Source organism: Faecalibacterium sp. IP-3-29, assembly GCF_023347335.1.
Taxonomy (GTDB): Bacteria; Bacillota; Clostridia; order Oscillospirales; family Ruminococcaceae; genus Faecalibacterium; species Faecalibacterium duncaniae.
Genome location: NZ_CP094471.1, coordinates 483540 through 499577 on the forward strand (window position 1 = coordinate 483540; position 16038 = coordinate 499577).

General features: G+C 53.6%; 17 protein-coding genes and 2 tRNA genes. 15 read left to right on the forward strand and 4 right to left on the reverse strand.

The window, feature by feature from the left end; translation table 11 throughout:
• Positions 1–7 precede the first annotated feature (7 nt).
• The 3 genes from MTP40_RS02220 to MTP40_RS02230 all read left to right on the forward strand — a co-directional run bounded on the left by MTP40_RS02220 (position 8) and on the right by MTP40_RS02230 (position 4798).
• Positions 8–1117, forward strand: coding sequence for a GGDEF domain-containing protein (locus tag MTP40_RS02220; RefSeq protein WP_249259746.1), 1110 nt, complete (start codon positions 8–10; stop codon positions 1115–1117).
• Between the two features lie 169 nt (positions 1118–1286).
• Complete coding sequence (locus tag MTP40_RS02225; protein ID WP_301332400.1) at positions 1287–3026, forward strand: ABC transporter ATP-binding protein; 1740 nt, start codon at positions 1287–1289, stop codon at positions 3024–3026.
• Positions 3023–4798 (forward strand): ABC transporter ATP-binding protein, encoded by a 1776-nt coding sequence (locus tag MTP40_RS02230; protein WP_154277424.1) that lies wholly within the window; start codon positions 3023–3025, stop codon positions 4796–4798. The genes MTP40_RS02225 and MTP40_RS02230 overlap by 4 nt, the downstream gene beginning before the upstream one ends.
• 44 nt (positions 4799–4842) lie before the next feature.
• Here the strand turns inward: MTP40_RS02230 and MTP40_RS02235 are convergent, their stop codons facing one another.
• Positions 4843–5778: an FKBP-type peptidylprolyl isomerase gene (locus MTP40_RS02235; RefSeq protein WP_207684869.1), complete on the reverse strand. Its 936-nt coding sequence runs from the start codon at positions 5776–5778 to the stop codon at positions 4843–4845.
• 15 nt (positions 5779–5793) lie between these two features.
• Positions 5794–6168 (reverse strand): DUF3592 domain-containing protein, encoded by a 375-nt coding sequence (locus MTP40_RS02240; protein ID WP_207684870.1) that lies wholly within the window; start codon positions 6166–6168, stop codon positions 5794–5796.
• Between the two features lie 220 nt (positions 6169–6388).
• On the opposite strand from MTP40_RS02240, the gene MTP40_RS02245 reads away from it, so the two are divergent.
• The 4 genes from MTP40_RS02245 (at position 6389) to MTP40_RS02260 (ending at position 8606) form a co-directional block, all read left to right on the forward strand.
• Positions 6389–6475 (forward strand) — tRNA-Leu (locus MTP40_RS02245).
• Positions 6476–6612: 137 nt separating this feature from the next.
• Complete coding sequence (locus MTP40_RS02250; RefSeq protein ID WP_156062136.1) at positions 6613–8001, forward strand: alanine/glycine:cation symporter family protein; 1389 nt, start codon at positions 6613–6615, stop codon at positions 7999–8001.
• 114 nt (positions 8002–8115) lie between these two features.
• Positions 8116–8201 (forward strand) — tRNA-Tyr (locus tag MTP40_RS02255).
• A gap of 153 nt (positions 8202–8354) precedes the next feature.
• Positions 8355–8606 carry a DUF6061 family protein gene (locus MTP40_RS02260; protein ID WP_207684879.1) on the forward strand — a complete coding sequence of 84 codons (252 nt, stop codon included), beginning with the start codon at positions 8355–8357 and terminating at the stop codon, positions 8604–8606.
• Positions 8607–8704: 98 nt separating this feature from the next.
• On the opposite strand, the gene MTP40_RS02265 is transcribed toward MTP40_RS02260, so the two are convergent.
• Together MTP40_RS02265 and MTP40_RS02270 are read right to left on the reverse strand one after the other, a co-directional pair.
• Positions 8705–8881, reverse strand: a complete 177-nt coding sequence (locus MTP40_RS02265; protein WP_227611579.1) for a hypothetical protein — start codon at positions 8879–8881, stop codon at positions 8705–8707.
• 17 nt (positions 8882–8898) lie between these two features.
• Positions 8899–10164, reverse strand: a complete 1266-nt coding sequence (locus tag MTP40_RS02270) for a plasmid recombination protein (RefSeq protein WP_249259747.1) — start codon at positions 10162–10164, stop codon at positions 8899–8901.
• A gap of 672 nt (positions 10165–10836) precedes the next feature.
• On the opposite strand from MTP40_RS02270, the gene MTP40_RS02275 reads away from it, so the two are divergent.
• The 8 genes from MTP40_RS02275 (at position 10837) to MTP40_RS02310 (ending at position 16028) form a co-directional block, all read left to right on the forward strand.
• A complete protein-coding gene (locus MTP40_RS02275) occupies positions 10837–11667 on the forward strand; it encodes a helix-turn-helix domain-containing protein (RefSeq protein WP_249259748.1) in 831 nt (276 codons plus the stop codon).
• Complete coding sequence (locus tag MTP40_RS02280; RefSeq protein ID WP_249259749.1) at positions 11651–12316, forward strand: sigma-70 family RNA polymerase sigma factor; 666 nt, start codon at positions 11651–11653, stop codon at positions 12314–12316. The genes MTP40_RS02275 and MTP40_RS02280 overlap by 17 nt, the downstream gene beginning before the upstream one ends.
• Positions 12317–12545: 229 nt before the next feature.
• On the forward strand, positions 12546–12935 hold the full coding sequence (locus MTP40_RS02285) for a hypothetical protein (protein ID WP_005923150.1): 390 nt from the start codon (positions 12546–12548) through the stop codon (positions 12933–12935).
• Between the two features lie 188 nt (positions 12936–13123).
• Positions 13124–13534, forward strand: a complete 411-nt coding sequence (locus MTP40_RS02290) for a hypothetical protein (protein ID WP_015564578.1) — start codon at positions 13124–13126, stop codon at positions 13532–13534.
• Between the two features lie 438 nt (positions 13535–13972).
• The gene (locus MTP40_RS02295; protein WP_005929376.1) at positions 13973–14413 is read left to right on the forward strand and encodes a hypothetical protein; all 441 of its coding nucleotides are present in this window, start codon (positions 13973–13975) and stop codon (positions 14411–14413) included.
• Between the two features lie 409 nt (positions 14414–14822).
• Positions 14823–15161 (forward strand): hypothetical protein, encoded by a 339-nt coding sequence (locus tag MTP40_RS02300; protein WP_015538141.1) that lies wholly within the window; start codon positions 14823–14825, stop codon positions 15159–15161.
• Between the two features lie 256 nt (positions 15162–15417).
• Positions 15418–15711, forward strand: coding sequence for a type II toxin-antitoxin system RelB/DinJ family antitoxin (locus tag MTP40_RS02305; protein WP_120120645.1), 294 nt, complete (start codon positions 15418–15420; stop codon positions 15709–15711).
• Positions 15708–16028: a type II toxin-antitoxin system RelE/ParE family toxin gene (locus tag MTP40_RS02310; protein ID WP_112090862.1), complete on the forward strand. Its 321-nt coding sequence runs from the start codon at positions 15708–15710 to the stop codon at positions 16026–16028. Before MTP40_RS02305 ends, MTP40_RS02310 begins: the two co-directional genes overlap by 4 nt.
• Positions 16029–16038: the final 10 nt, after the last annotated feature.

Below are 16038 nucleotides of genomic sequence, written 5' to 3' on the forward strand. Positions count from 1 at the left end.
AGCCACAATGAATGGATATTTTTATGTATTAACGGCCATTGACCTTTTTGTGCTGAGCTTCATGTGCATCCTCACAAAGCTCAGCGAGTCCCTGAACAAAAAGCAGAAGCAGGGATTTTTCCTTGCTTTTGCGCTGATCGCGGCGATCTCGGTGCTGGAGGTGGTGACACTGGCGGTGGATGGCACCCCGGCGGGCTACCGCTGGCTGAACATCCTGTCCAACTATCTGGGGTTCGGCCTGTCCCCGGGAGTGTGTCTCTGTCTTGTGTATGTCATGGACCGGAAAAAGAGGATGAACCGCTGGTTCAGGGCGGCGGTGTGCTGCGAGGCGTGCTACCTGCTGTTCCTTGCTCTGTCCATCCCCGCCGGGCTGGTGTTCTCCGTCAGCGCCGACAACGTTTATTCCCGTGGGCAATACTTCTATATTTATATCATCCTGTATTTTGCGGCCATCGTGTATCTCTCGGTGTCCACCATTGTCACGGCGCGGGAATTTCAGAATCGCAGCCGGGCGCTGATCTACCCCCTGATGATCTTTCTGCTCATTGAGACCATCATTCAGGTGACACTGCCGGACCTCCACGTTACATGGCTGTGCGTTACCCTGTTGTCGGTGCTGTACTTTATCTACTGCAGCGAGATGTGGAACCAGCTGGATGCCCTTACCGGGCTGCTGAATCAGAACAGCTATCTGAACCGCACTGCTGAGATGCGCCGCCGCGGCGGGGTGCTGGTGGTGTTCGATGTGGACGACTTCAAGCAGATCAACGACCGCTACGGCCACCTGCAGGGAGATCTCTGCCTGGCCGAGATCGGCCGCTGCATCAAAAAAGCCTATGCCCGCAGCGGCTACTGCTACCGCACCGGCGGTGACGAGTTCTGTGTGCTGATGGAAAATGCAGACCGGGAGGCCCAGTGCGCGCAGGAGTTTGTGCGCCAGCTGGAACAGCGGCGAAAGGCCGTGGATTTTCTGCCCACGGTGTCCTTTGGTTCAGCTCCCTTTTTGGGGGAGGATGTGCTGGCTGTGAAGAATCGGGCCGACCGGGAGATGTACCGCTACAAAAAGGCCCGGAAACCCGATGCCGCTCATTGTTCTCCAAATCATACCCTCCTATGAAAAGGGACTGCTGCACTGGGGTCTCCCCCTGTGCGGCAGTCCCTTTCCTTGTTCTGGCAGGGCACGGTGCGCAATGGCGTGATTTGTACTGGCTTTTTTGCATTTCCTGTACTATAATAAAGAGCTGTGAAGTTTACACCCGCTATCACTGGGAAAGGAGAATCACCCCTTGAATAAAATGCTTACCCACCTGAACGGCTACAAGCGCGAGGCTGTGCTTGCACCGCTGTTCAAGATGCTGGAAGCCACGTTCGACCTGTTTGTGCCGCTGGTCATGGCAGACATCGTCAACGTGGGCATTACAGCACATGATTTCCACTATATCCTTGTGCGGTGCGGCATCCTGCTGCTGCTGGCCGTTGTGGGCCTTGCCTGCAGCCTGACGGCCCAGTATTTCTCGGCCAAGGCGGCGGTGGGCTACTCCACCTCCCTGCGCCATGCCCTGTTTGAGCACATCCAGAGGCTTGGCTTTACCGAGATGGACACCATGGGCACCAGCACCCTCATCACCCGCATGACCAGTGACATCAATCAGGTGCAGAGCGGTCTGAACCTCTTCCTGCGCCTGTTCCTGCGCAGCCCGTTCGTGGTGGTTGGTGCCATGATCATGGCGTTCACCGTGAATGTGCGGGCCGCCTGGATCTTTGTGGTCGCCATCCCGCTGCTGAGCGTGGTGGTGTTCGGGGTCATGGTCATCACCAACCCGCTGTACAAAACGGCCCAGGCCCGGCTGGACCGTGTGCTGGGCCTGACCCGCGAGAACCTGACCGGTGTGCGCGTGGTCCGCGCCTTTGATAAGGAGCAGAGCGAGATCGACCGCTTTGAGTCGGCCAACGACCTGCTGACCCGGATGCAGCTCCATGTGGGCCACATCTCCTCCCTGATGAGCCCGCTGACCTACGTCATCATCAATCTGGCCATTGTGGCTCTGCTCTATGTGGGCAGCATCGAGATCAATGTGGGCGGCATGGCCTCCGGTGATGTGATCGCGCTGGTGAACTACATGAACCAGATCCTGGTGGAGCTGGTCAAACTGGCAAACCTCATCGTGCAGGTGAGCAAGGCGCTGGCCTGTGCCGGCCGTGTGCAGGCTGTGCTGGACACCGAACCGGGCATGGAATTCCCCGCTGCGCTCAAGGGGGAGGCACCTGCAGACAAGGCCGGGGATGCTGTGCGGTTCGACCATGTCAGCCTGACCTACGCCGGTGCCGGTGCCCCCAGCCTGACCGATATCAGTTTTACCGCAAAGCGCGGCCAGACCATTGGTGTCATCGGCGGCACGGGCAGCGGCAAATCCAGCCTCATCAACCTGATCCCCCGCTTCTATGATGCCACGGAGGGCACCGTGGAGATCCTGGGCCGTCCGGCGCAGGAGTACCCCCGCGCGGCTCTGCGCGGCAGTGTGGCAGTCGTGATGCAGAAAGCCCAGCTGTTTGGCGGCACCATCCGCTCCAACCTGCTGTGGGGCAACAAAAACGCGGCGGACGCTGATCTGTGGGCCGCACTGGAGACTGCGCAGGCTGCGGATTTTGTCAGGGCAAAGCCCCTTGGGCTGGACGAGCCTGTGGAGCAGGGCGGCCGGAACCTGTCCGGCGGCCAGAAGCAGCGCCTGACCATTGCCCGTGCGCTGGTGGGCAAGCCCGAGATCCTGATCCTGGACGACAGCGCCAGCGCGCTGGATTACGCCACCGATGCGGCCCTGCGCAAGGCGCTGGCCGCTCTGCCCGGTGACCTGACCGTGTTCATCGTGAGCCAGCGTGCCGCCAGCCTGCAGCACGCCGACCAGATCATTGTGCTGGATGACGGCAGGATGGTGGGTCTGGGCAGGCACGCCGATCTGCTGAAGACCTGCCCCGTTTACGAGGAGATCTACGCCAGCCAGTTCAAGAAAGGGGATGCGCAGAAATGAGTGCAAAAGCAAAGAGTAAGCTGACCCCGGAACAGCGCAACGCAACGCTTCGGCGGGTGCTGGAAAAGATCCGCCCTTACGGCTTTTTTGTGGTGTGCAGTCTGATCGTGGCCGCTGTGAGCGTGGCTGCCCAGCTGTATATCCCCATCCTCTGCGGCAGTGCCATTGATATGATGCTGGGCAAGGGGAATGTGGACTTCAACGGTGTTCTGCGCATCGTGGTGGAAATCGTGATCGTGGCCGTGGTGGCTGCATTGGCCCAGTGGCTGCTGAGTGTCTGCAACAACCGCATCACCTTCTCGGTCAGCCGGGACCTGCGCAACGCCGCGCTCCGTAAGATCCAGACCCTGCCGCTCTCTTATCTGGACAGCCACCCCTCCGGCGATATCGTCAGCCGCATGGTCGCCGATGTGGACACCTTTGCGGACGGCCTGCTCATGGGCTTTACCCAGCTGTTCAGCGGCGTGCTGACCATCCTTGGTACCCTGCTGTTCATGCTCAGTGAGAATGTGCCCATCACGCTGGTGGTGGTCTGCATCACCCCGCTGAGCCTGGTGGTGGCAAGCTTCCTTGCCAAGCGTAGCTACAAGTATTTCCAGGGCCAGAGCACCGTGCGCGGTGAGCAGACCGCCCTGGTCAACGAGATGATCGAGGGGCAGAAAGTCGTGCAGGCCTTTGGCCATGAGGCCGAGAGCCTTGCCGCCTTTGACGAGGTGAATGGCCGCCTGCAGAGCGTGAGCCTGAAGGCCATCTTCTTCTCCAGCATGACCAACCCCGCTACCCGCTTTGTGAACAACATCGTTTATGCAGGTGTCGGTCTGGTGGGTGCCGTTTACGCTGTGGCGGGCGGCATCACCATCGGCCAGCTGAGCATCTTCCTGAACTATGCCAACCAGTACACCAAGCCCTTCAACGAGATCTCCGGCGTGGTCACCGAGCTGCAGAACGCACTGGCCTGCGCGGCCCGTGTGTTCGAGCTGCTGGATGCCGAGGACCAGGTGCCCGAGGCGGAGAACGCCAAGGTGCTGGAGACCGACGGCCATGTGGAGCTGAAGGACGTTTCCTTCCGCTACCTGCCGGACCGCCCCCTCATCGAGGGCCTGGATCTGGATGTGAAGCCCGGCCAGCGCATCGCCATCGTCGGCCCCACCGGCTGCGGCAAGACCACCCTCATCAACCTGCTCATGCGGTTCTACGATGTCAACGGCGGCTCCATTGAGGTGGCCGGGAACGATATCCGCAGCCTGACCCGCGCCTCCCTGCGCGGCAGCTACGGCATGGTGCTGCAGGAGACCTGGCTGCGTGCCGGTACTGTGCGGGAGAACATTGCCTACGGCAAGCCCGATGCCACTGAGGAAGAGATCGTTGCCGCCGCCAAAGCGGCCCACGCCGACAGCTTCATCCGCCGCCTGCCCAAGGGTTACGATACCGTCATTGCTGAGGACGGCGGCAACATCAGTCAGGGTCAGAAGCAGCTGCTCTGCATCGCCCGCGTGATGCTCTGCCTGCCCCCCATGCTGATTTTGGACGAGGCGACCTCCTCCATCGACACCCGCACCGAGGTGCGCATCCAGGCTGCCTTTGCCCGGATGATGCAGGGCCGCACCAGCTTTATCGTGGCCCACCGCCTGTCCACCATCCGTGAGGCCGATGTCATCCTTGTGATGAAGGATGGCCACATCGTGGAGCAGGGCGACCACGACACCCTGCTGGCGCAGGGCGGCTTCTATGCCAAGCTCTATAACAGCCAGTTCGAGGGCGTGGAGACCTGAAAAAACCAAAATGGGAGATGTCGGTACACGGCATCTCCCATTTTTTATGCGATGGTTTCCAGCACCGGTTCCTCCGGCGGGGGAAGCAGGGTGGAGTGGGCTTCCACGAACTCTGCCGCCCGCTGGCTGGCGATGCCCTGCCGCACCTTGCGGAAATCGTTGGCAGGGAAGGTGCGCTCACCCTTCCAGTGTGCCAGTGCGGCCTCCACCTCGGCATCGGTGGGCCAGAGGTGTTCCCGCTCGGCCACCATCAGAAGGCCCAGACTGCCCCGCAGCTTCTGCTCTGCCTGTGCGTGGAGCTCAGTGCGGAACTGTTCCACAGTCTGGCCCCGCACTTTGAGGTACTGGTCAAAGTTGACGTTGTTGGCCTGCAGCCGCAGGTTGAAGTTCCGCTGTTCAGCAAAATAGTTGCCAGAGACCAGGTCCTTGGGCAGGGTGCCCTTGACACAGCCGCCCAGCTGGAAGATAAGCTCCCGGCGGGCCAGTGCCTTGGCCTGCGCACAGCGCTGGGCATAGAGCTCCCGTGCAACCTGCTGGCGCAGGGCCGCCTTGCCTGCGGCATCGGCGGCGCGGTCTTCATCACCGTGCCGGGTGTTCACTTCCAACTCAATGCTCACCTGCCGGATGGGCCGGGGCTGGATGGGCTGGGTGAAGCCGGTGTAACGTTCCAGCTCCAGCGGCGGCAGGCAGTAGAACTCTGCCCCCGCCCGGAAGCCCTCGGCCCGGTTGACGGCCAGCAACTCAAAATCCGGATCGGTCACGGGCACCAGATGCTCTTTTTCCACAAGCTCCTGATATAATGTGGAAAAACCGGTCAGGATAGCCCGGTTCACGGCGGCGGTCAGCAGGTCCTCTTCCGTCTGCGGCGGGTTCTCTGTGGCCTGCTCGGCCTGAATGGACGCTTCCAGCTCTTCGGCGCTGGCGGAGAATACCACCCGGCAGTCCCCGGGCTGGGGCATTCCTACATGTTCCAATACCATTGCGGTGACCTCCTTTCAGCGGCTAAAGCTGACCATCAGTGCCAGCAGCACAACGGCCAGACAGAAATAGAGGATCTCGGCCCCCAGAACGGAGCGGTCGCCCTCCACATACATCTTCTCGGGATCTTCGGGGTCGTAGTACAGCGTGACCGTTTCCCCGCTGGCAAAGCCCTTGCCCTTGGCGGCTTTGGGGTAGTGCAGGCGGTGGCTGCCGCCCTCGGTCTCGAACTCAAGCAGATAAGCCGCGCCGTCCCGGCTCTGAACGGTGCCGGCCACCCGGGCCTCCACACGCTGGCCCTTCTGCTGTAAGCGGCGGCGCTGCTGCACACTGCGCAGGCCCATGTAGAACATGATGCCCGCGCCGATGATGAAGATCAGAACATTGAACATTCGGTTTCCCTCATTCCGTCATTACTCGCCCGGCGGCATACAGGCCGGACGGTCAGCTTTTATTGTACCATATTCCGGCCCAAATGCCCCTGTACGGAGTGCCCGAAATTTAGAACATTTTTTTGTCGAACAATTTTGAAAATAGTGCTTGACTTTTCTTGTGGCTGTGGTATAATAACTAACGTTCCGAGCCGAACGGCCCGCGAACAAAACAGAATATGCGGATATGGCGGAATTGGCAGACGCGTTAGATTCAGGTTCTAATCGGGGCAACTCGGTGGAGGTTCAAGTCCTCTTATCCGCACCAAACGATGAAAATCCGAACTTTTTTCCAATAGGAGAAGGGTTCGGATTTTTTGTTTTCCTTGCGCTGGAATTTTCTGATTTACAAACCTGAAGTGCTGTATTATAATAAAGTAATCACACAACAGGAGGCTCCTCAGAATGTCCCATTTGATCGAAACGGTATACAACCTGCTCTGGGGTGATCTGTTCACCCTGCCGGTGGGCGGCGGCATCGGCATTTCGCTGATGGCGGTGCTGCTGCTCACGGCAGGCGTGTTCTTCACCCTGCGCACCCGGCTGCTGCCCGTGCGGCTGTTCCGGGATATGATCGCCGCTGTCTGCGAAAAGAACCAGAGCAGGGACAGCCTTTCCTCTTTTCAGACGCTCATCGTCTCCACGGCCACCCGGGTAGGCATGGGCAATCTGGTGGGCGTGGTGGCGGCAGTGTCTGCCGGTGGTGCCGGTGCGGTGTTCTGGATGTGGGTCACGGCCCTGCTGGGGGCCTCCACCTCCTTTGTGGAATCCACACTGGCCCAGAAGTACCGGCAGCCCGACCCGCTCTATGGCGGTCAGCGCGGCGGCCCGGCCTACTACATCCATGTGCTGGCCGAGCGCAAGCGGGGCAAAAAGCTGCGTCATTCCATCATCGCGGTGTTGTTTGCCATTTCGGGCCTCATCTGCTGGTGCGGCATCAGCCAGGTCATCAGCAACTCGGTCAGCTCTGCCTTTGCCAATGCGTTCTCCATCCCGCCCATCGTGACCACGGTGGTGCTGGTGGTGCTCTCGGCGGTCATTGTCCTGCGCAAAGATGCCACCGTGAAAAGCCTGGATGTTATCGTGCCGATCATGGCGGTCTGCTATTTCGTGATGACGGTCATCATCATTGCGGTAAATTTCCGCCAGCTGCCCGCTGTGCTGGGCCGCATCTTCTCGGAAGCCTTCGGCCTGCGGCAGGTGGCCGCGGGCGGCTTTGGCGCGGTGCTGATGAACGGTGTCAAGCGCGGCCTGTTCTCCAATGAGGCAGGCAGCGGTTCGGCCCCCTGTGCGGCAGCGGCTGCCTCCTGCGATGATCCCGTGAAGATGGGCTTTGTGCAGGCACTGGGTGTCCTGATCGACACGGTGGTCATCTGCAGCTGCACTGCCTTTATGATGCTGCTGGCTCCCGCAAATGTCACCACTGGGCTGACCGGCATGGACCTGCTGCAGGCAGCGGCACAGTACCATCTGGGCAGCTTTGGCGTGGTGTTCATTGCCGTCACGCTGGCGCTGTTCAGCTTCTCCACCTTCATCGGCATCCTGTTCTATGCCCGCTCCAATGTGGCGTACCTCTTTGGCGACCGCTGGGGCTGGCAGACGGCCTATAAAGTGCTGGCCCTTGTCATGCTGATGGTGGGCGGTCTGGAAGCCTATACCGTGGTGTGGGACCTGGGCGACGTGGGCATCGGCCTGATGACCATATTCAATCTCATTGCCCTCTACCCCATGTCCGGCGAAGCCATTGCCGCCTTGCGGGATTACGAGCGCCGGAAACATCTGACCCAAAACTGACCCTGCCGACAGCTTCCGCAGAAAAGCTGCAAAAATCCGAAAAAAGTAGTTGACAAATCGCCCGCAGTCTGATAAAATAAACAAGTCGTCCGGCAACGGACGTGAACAGAATCTGGGCGTGTTCCCGAGTGGCCAATGGGGACAGACTGTAAATCTGCTGCTTTTCAGCTTCGGTGGTTCGAATCCACCCGCGCCCACCAAACAAGAAAAATCCGAACCTGTTTCCGATTGGAGAAGGGTTCGGATTTTTCGTTTTCTTCGGGTACAACAACGAAGGCTCCCGTGGACGGCGCAAAACTCCGATGCCTTGTCATAGACCGTAACCACACAACAAGAGTTTGGAGGACACGATGATGAAGTACGATGCAAGAGCTTGTTCGTTTAACATGGATACCGGGTGCGTGGAACTGCTGCTCCAAGATGGGCGCAAAATCTCCATCGACTGCACCGGGGTCGAGGATGCACTGGATGTTACCATGGCGCAGCAAACAGAACTGGACTACCTCATCTACAATGACCCGCTGGGCTACGCCGATTTGATTCTGAACGGTGACCCAGAGGAATATTTGAAAAATGCAGCCGGGAGCCATGGGTTAGAAGATTAAGGACAAAAAAATAAGAGGTGTGCCCAACTGGACACACCTCGGTGAGATACATCTATGTAAGGCAGGGCGTTCCTTTCATCGGGAGCGTCCTGCTGTTTTTATGCTGCAACAGGCAAGGCTTGTAGTGCTTTCTGCTCTTTCAGCCATTCCTCATATTCACGCTGGCCTTCCTCACTGTTGAAAAACTCAACCATGGAGGGATAAAAGCAACGCGCAAGGGTCTTGATCGCTTCATCCGGGTAGCCGGATTTGTTCGACTTCTTCTTTTTGTTCAAATGGTATCCTCCGAAAATCAAAGTTCCATATTCTGTCCACGCTTGTGGTTTCGCTGCGGCACATTCATGGTGCGCTCCTGCTTGGGGGCAAGAATCTTTTCCAGAAAGCTGCGCACCAGTTCAGGAGCACGGTGGAGAGCATCCAGATAGGGTTTCACGTCGTACCACAGGTCGTGGTACTTGTTACTCCAACGAACGGCCTCCTTCTTGGCGGTGGAAAGTTCTTCTTTCAAGCGGCGGTTCTCTACGTCCATCATATAGCCGTGGTCGGCTTGCTTTTTCAGCTTGGAAAATTCTTCTTCGGTCAGCGAGTAGTTACCGAGAAAGGTGCGCTTGCCGATATAATCCAGATCACGCGCATGAATGAGGGCTTCTTTCGTGAGCGTGGTCTTTTTCTGAATGGAGGCAAGTTCTTTCTCCTTTTGGGAGAGGGTCTGACTGGTTTTAGCAAGCGATTGTACCTGCTGATTGGCTTGAGCGGTCAGGGCGTCCAGCCGCTCCTGCTCCCGCTGGACTTTGAACTGAGTGACAGTCAGGTGTTCTTCGGTGCTGCCACGTTCGCCGCGCTCCACATCGGTGTACCCGGCAGAGCGCATATAGTTGAAGAAATCGTCTTGCAGGATGCTGTACGACTTCTTCAGGACTGGCTTGCCGTTCTTTTGCAGGATAGGCTTTCCGGCATCGTCCAGCAGAGGTTTGGATGCCCACTTCTTGCTCCGGCTGACCTGCATGACAGTCTCCTTGACGGTGCCGACCAGTGCCTTGTCCTTGCAGCGTTTCGACCAGAGGATCTGCTTTTCCACGACAGGTACATAGACCACATGGAGATGGTAGTGGTAGACCTCCCGGCCTAGTGCTTCGGTCATGGCACGGTTGATCTCGTCGGCGTGCATGACTGCCGAGAGGATATACTGCTCACCACCCACGATCTGAACGGCTGCTTTGTAGGCATCCTCATAGAACTGCTTGGCGAACTCGTAGCCACCGTGATTGTCAAAATAGGCCGAGTTGACATCAAAGACAAGTTCGCAGTAGTGGGTGGCATCCGGCTTCAGGCCGCGCGTGAAAATCGTACCAGCGGTTTCCAGTTGGGCGAATAGGTCAGTGTAGCTGGCGGTTGGCTTTTTGAAGTGGACGTTCCATGCAGCGCGCTGGGGGATAATATCGGGGTTCCGATAGCTGTCCTTTTCACGCTCATTGTGCTGCTGGGTGTTGCCAACGGCCTTATCCGAAACGGCGAGATTTCGGACACTGGTGCGGTCAACGCCATCGTTTCTTGCCAAAGGGCATCCCTCCTTTCGGGGTTCAGAGGAAGGTGACGGGGACGGAGATGCACTTCTTTGGAAGTGTAATAACCCACTATGACACTTTCATCCCTGCGGTCTGCAAAGTGTAGTGGGCTCTCCGAGGGGGAACGTCTCCTGCGGGAGAGCTACAATCAAGTTCGCACAATGCGAACTTGATTGCTCCGTACGCATCTGAAAAAATTGCGTACGGACTTCAAATAACCTGTACGGTTCGTACGACGTACAGAAATCCGAAATATAAACGATAATTCGTTTTAATTTGTTTCAATTCGCCGTACAGATGCGTACAAGTACAGACCGTACAGGTTGTACGAAATTCTTCCGTAAAAAATACACTTTTTACGGGCAGGGGTGGACAAGCGGCTCGATGCCTACAAAATCCCGCACCCTGCGGCCACCGGGCAGGGCGGTGTTATGTGTTGCACCAGAGTACCCAGCGTGGGAACTCTGGTGTTTTTTGCTTCCTGCCTGAATATACGGAAAATTTTGCAGGAAAGGCGAAAAAGCGGCAGAACTGCAACGGAAAAAGAAAAAAGCCCTTACTGGTTGCAGATTTGCAACAGCAAGGGCAGAGGGGAAACCGTATATTGAACAAAACGGCAGAGCGTATTATAATGAGGAAAAAGCTCAAAAAGGAGGGCCGACCACATGGCACAGGAATATCTGCCCGCACCATCCAACATCCGTCTTGCGGACTTGATGAAAGAACACAACATCAGCCAACCAGAGCTTGCCAAGGAGATCGGCTGCTCCAAGAGCACCATCAGCCGCTTCATCAGCGGTGCGAAAGGAACCCTGACCCATGAGCAGGTGCTGAGGATTGCAAGGCTGTTCAACGTGTCCACGGATTTTCTGCTGGGAGAAACCAACATCCCCGACCGCAAAAATTACGACATTGCCGAACTGGGCTTGTCCGTAGAAGCCGCAAAGAACCTCTACACAGGGCGCATCAATGCAGAGGTGGTCAACCTGCTGCTGGAAAACGCCCGCTTTGCAGAGCTTACTTACCGCATAGCGCAGTATTTTGATGATACCTTTGCATCCGGCATCGCAGCACAGAACGCTATGCTCACGACATTGAGTACCCTTCTGCGCACAAAGGTCAAGACCCCGGAAGCAGCCAAGGCTGCAAAGGACATCAGCCTTCGGAGAAAGCCTGTGTACCAAGGCGACCTTGATGACATTGAGATGTATTTCATGGCAGCGGTCAAGGAGATCAAAAAGGGTATCGGGAGCCATTACGCCGAACAGGAAGCTATGAGTAAGAAAGTGGCAGAGAAGGTGTTCACCGAATTGACCAAGGGGCAGGATGTACAGCACCCAACGATTACAGCAGAGCAGCTGACGGATGCAATGTTGGACAGTGTTTCGGGCATGGAGGGAGCTACGCCGGAAGCACTGGAACAGCTGCGGAACGGTCTGCTGGGAATCTTGCAGTCTGCCGCAGAGCAGGAAAACGCCCATGAAGCAGACGAATGAACGGCTTTGTGCGCTGGCGCAGAAAGGCGATGCTGCCGCGCTGGACAGCCTGATCGACAACAACAAGTCCTTTATTGGCAAGGTGGCAAATGACCTTTTCCGCAGCATGAATCTGGCACAGTCCGGCCTGAACCTTGACACGGACGATTTGAAACAAGCGGGCAATCTGGGGTTGTGGAAGGCCGTGCCGAAGTTCGATGCGGCGCGCGGCATGAAGTTCCTGACCTATGCGGCTCCTGCCATTCGCAACGCCATGATGGACATGGTTCGGGATGCCTTTACTGCTTTTGAGCAGCGGATGGTGACGGAGGATAAGGACGGTATCTGCTACCAGCGCGTTTCGCTGGACGATGTTCTGCCGGGAGAGGAACAACTGCGGCGCATCGAAGCCATAGCCGACCCTTATGCCATGCAGCCGCAGAGTATTATGGAAGAGCAGGAATCGCGCCGGGAACTGTACGATGGCCTGAAACGGCTGCCCCAACGGGAGCAGACCTATCTGCTGTACCGCTATGGCTTCACCGATGGCGAGGAACATCCGCTGATCGGCACGGCGATATACTTTCACCTGACAAAAGGCCGCGCCAAAAAGACCGAGGAACAGGCCATGGATAACCTGTGGCTGGAACTGCCGTGGTGGTTTGATTGAATGAAAAGAAAAATCGTGATTGTGCTACAAGTTTTCTGGAAATTTATGTGCAGCTATACGATTTTGAAAAATTTTGTGGACAAACGAAATAAAATAGGCTTGAATTTCGTTATCTAAACAAAAAGCAAGGAGGGTAGGTTTGATGATTTGTAAAAATTGAGAGCATAAAAATAAAGTAGGAATTCGATATTGCCAGCGATGTGGGCAGTAGTGAAAGAAGGTATAGACAATGAAGAAAACTTTATATACATTTTTGGTTTGGAATTTTCTGTTGTTTGTAGCTGGTTTAAGTGATATTGTTTTTTATAGAAATCTTACATCGGTAGAAGGTATGACAATAAGCTGGACCCAGCCAGCGCTTGTAAGTATTACTTCATTTTTAATATTGCTTTCAATATATTATGGGATGCACCAGCTCCTTTTCGGGAAAAATTTTTATTTGAAACTGGAAATCAAGCAGGAAGACATAGATAAATTGCGAAATTCAATTTATGATTTTCTGAAAAAAGGCGAAATTGACCCCGAAAAATTGCAGCAACACTTGAAGTGTTTGATAATTGCTGAAGTTGTTTTGTGGGGTGGATTCATCGTTTACTTATTTATATCAAAGGGCTACTAATTTTCAATTCTAATAATGGGGTAAAGTGGTACGAATGAAAAAGATACAGAACTTTTTCTCGACGATTTTGCAAAAGCTGTGGAAAAGTTCGATAACTATCGTTTAGCATTAAAAACTACGGAAGCTTTACGCTGAAAGCTGTAACTTTAAGCAGACCGGAAAGCTTATAATGAGGGTAGAACAGAAATATGACCAACGAAGATACCACTGATTTTGACGAGCACTTCGCTAAAATTTCGTCCTATATTGTGGACACATTGCACGGCGTTCCACTTGAGATGACCGAGGATGAAAAAGAACAATTTCGCATACAGGTTATTTCAAATCAGTATGCAGAACGGTTGCTAAGTGAAGCCGAAAAGACAGAAACGTATAGAGGTTTATCAAAAATTGATATTCTTCATACAGTTTCTATCCCTCAACTGGCTAGAACAATCCCACTTAAAGGTTTGAATCTCAGTTTAGAAAAATACAGAATGCCGGATGGTGTAATAATAGAGGTTGAGAGTTCGTCACATTATTTGGGGTCATTTAGTGAGAAAAATGATTCTTCCACAAATTGGATAGAAAAGATCATGGAGGGTGTCGGTATTCACTAGATGGATTCTCAAGAAGCATAAACAGCCCGCTATTTGCAGAGAATTCTGGAAGAAAATTGAAGAAAGCATCCTTCCGGCAACAGCACCCCGGACGTTTGTGAACTCTCACAACAGAGATCAAGAACCAATCCCTGCTTTGCGCTTACACCGTTTTGGTGACATTTTTTCTCCGTCTTGCTACAATATTGTGGTTTTTTTCTATTTGTGCTTTGTTATTATCAACATCTAAAATGAAAACCGTGATGGAGGTGCTTCCAATGCAGATAATTTCCTTGAAAACAAATTGAATGCTTTGGCAAACGGTGGCCAGTTCTCCATTTCCTACGACATCACGATTCCGTAATAAAAGCATTAGATAATGGGTATAAAAGCCACGATTCTTTAGAGTCGAAAGAAAAGAATCGTGGCTTTGTACGTTTGAATTATGGAGCAAGCCAAATGAATAAGAAATTGGAATTTTTTAGCAGTATGGCGGTTGCCTTTATAGTTTTGATATTGGTCTTTCTTTGCATTCGTTTTTCAGGTCAGGGAAAATTTGCTACACATGGAGGAACCAATCCGTCTGATGTAAAATGTATTTATACTTCAGTTTGGCCGGATAATGAATACACTAGGCTTATTTGTGAGCCGGAAAGTGGAACGATAGAATATATATTGGATGGTTCTAATGCTGGGTATTATGCAATCTTTTATAATAATATCTCTGAAGAAGAAATACAAAAATATATTGACCAATTGAAAACCTTAGGATACGCTGAAGAGGCATCGGCTTCAGAAAGCGTTTCGACAGGCGTTTTGCTAAGAAAAGATGAAACATGGATAAGCATTGCATACTCAGAGGGAGGATTTGGAATCCGGATTTCAGTAGAAAAATCCTGAATAAAAGAGATGCTGGGGAATTCCGGTTATCCCTATGATGCAGTGGAAAGAAAATGGATTGCTCAATATGCGAGCCTCCATGACTTGATTTTGATGTTCGGTCACTCAAACCAATGCCGTCAAGCCGGTGGGGGATATGGATAACCTGTGGCTGGAACTGCCGTGGTGGTTTATCTGAGTGAAAAGAAAAATTGTGATTGTGCTACAAGTTTTCTGGAAATTTATGTGCAGCTATACGATTTTGAAAAGAATTGTGGACAGATGAAATAAAGCAGGCTTAAAATTCGTTATTCAAACAGAGAAGCCAATAATCATGATACCATTGATGTGATTCTTATAGCTGCAATCGTTCGGAAAAAATGTGACGTTCAGAAAATTCAAATGGAGCTATGATGAAGAGGTGCTTAAAATGACGAAATCAAGTAAGAAATTGACTGCTTTTGGTATAGCTTTGGCCCTAGCAATTCTTATAGGCGGTTTCCTGTTGCATCCGTGGGAGAGGACAAAATCGGAACTTACTGTAACAAAGGTGGATTTAAGCGATAATTCTATCTATGCAACCGCTCCCAATCAACTGTACGGTACAAATGATTACTATCTCATTCAGGGAGCTTCGGAATACTTAAAAGGAAATATTCAGCTATCGCAAATTGAAGAAGGCGAAAATATTGTGGTAGTTTCCAATGGAAAGGTTTTGTTATCTGACCCCTATCAGTTTGATACGATATACAGTATTCGATTGCAGTAATCCTATTTTCATTAAAGGTCAATCTTCTAGTCTGCCATGGTCGCAGCCAAGAGAGATAATATTCAAACTTACTACTCAGCAAAAGCTAGGCACACTCCAAGAATTTATTATAGAGGGTGAATATCCCGCGCTTTGAACAATTTAACGATGAATATATTGTGCGATATGGAGAATTTCATTTGCGCGTTCACCTCGAATTGACTTGCAACGCAAAATACGTTACAATAAACTTGAGGTGATAACCATGGAAAAAACGATGACGCTCAATCTTCGTGTCAACCCTACCGTCAAGCAGCAAGCCGAGGATGTGTTGAAGCAGCTCGGCATCCCGATGGCAACAGCTATTGATATGTACCTGCGCCAGATTACCCTGACTGGCGGCATTCCGTTCTCGCTGTCCCTGCCGAAGGCTCCTGCGGCTCTGAACGCTGACACCATGACCGATGATCAGCTTCACGCAGCCTTGCAGGTGGGTATTAAGGAGATTCAGAACGGTGATACCGTGGATGCCGCAAGCGCATTCGCACAGTTCAGGGAACAGCACAGATGAAGCAGTATGACGTAAAAATTTCCCATGCAGCCCTCAGTGATATGGAGCAGATTTACAGCTACATTGCTGACCGCCTGCTGGAGCCTGACACGGCCATGGGGCAGTATAACCGCATTGCAGAAGCCATTCAGTCGCTGAACATCCTGCCGGAACGCTGTGCGCTGGTAGAGAGCGAGCCGGAGCGCACCCAAGGGCTGCGGCAGATGCTGGTGGATAACTACTCGGTGTTCTACATTGTGGGCGAGGATACCGTGTCGGTGGCTCGTGTGCTGTACAGTGCATCCGACCTTGTGCGCCGCCTGCGGAGAATGAAGTGAAAGGGGTATT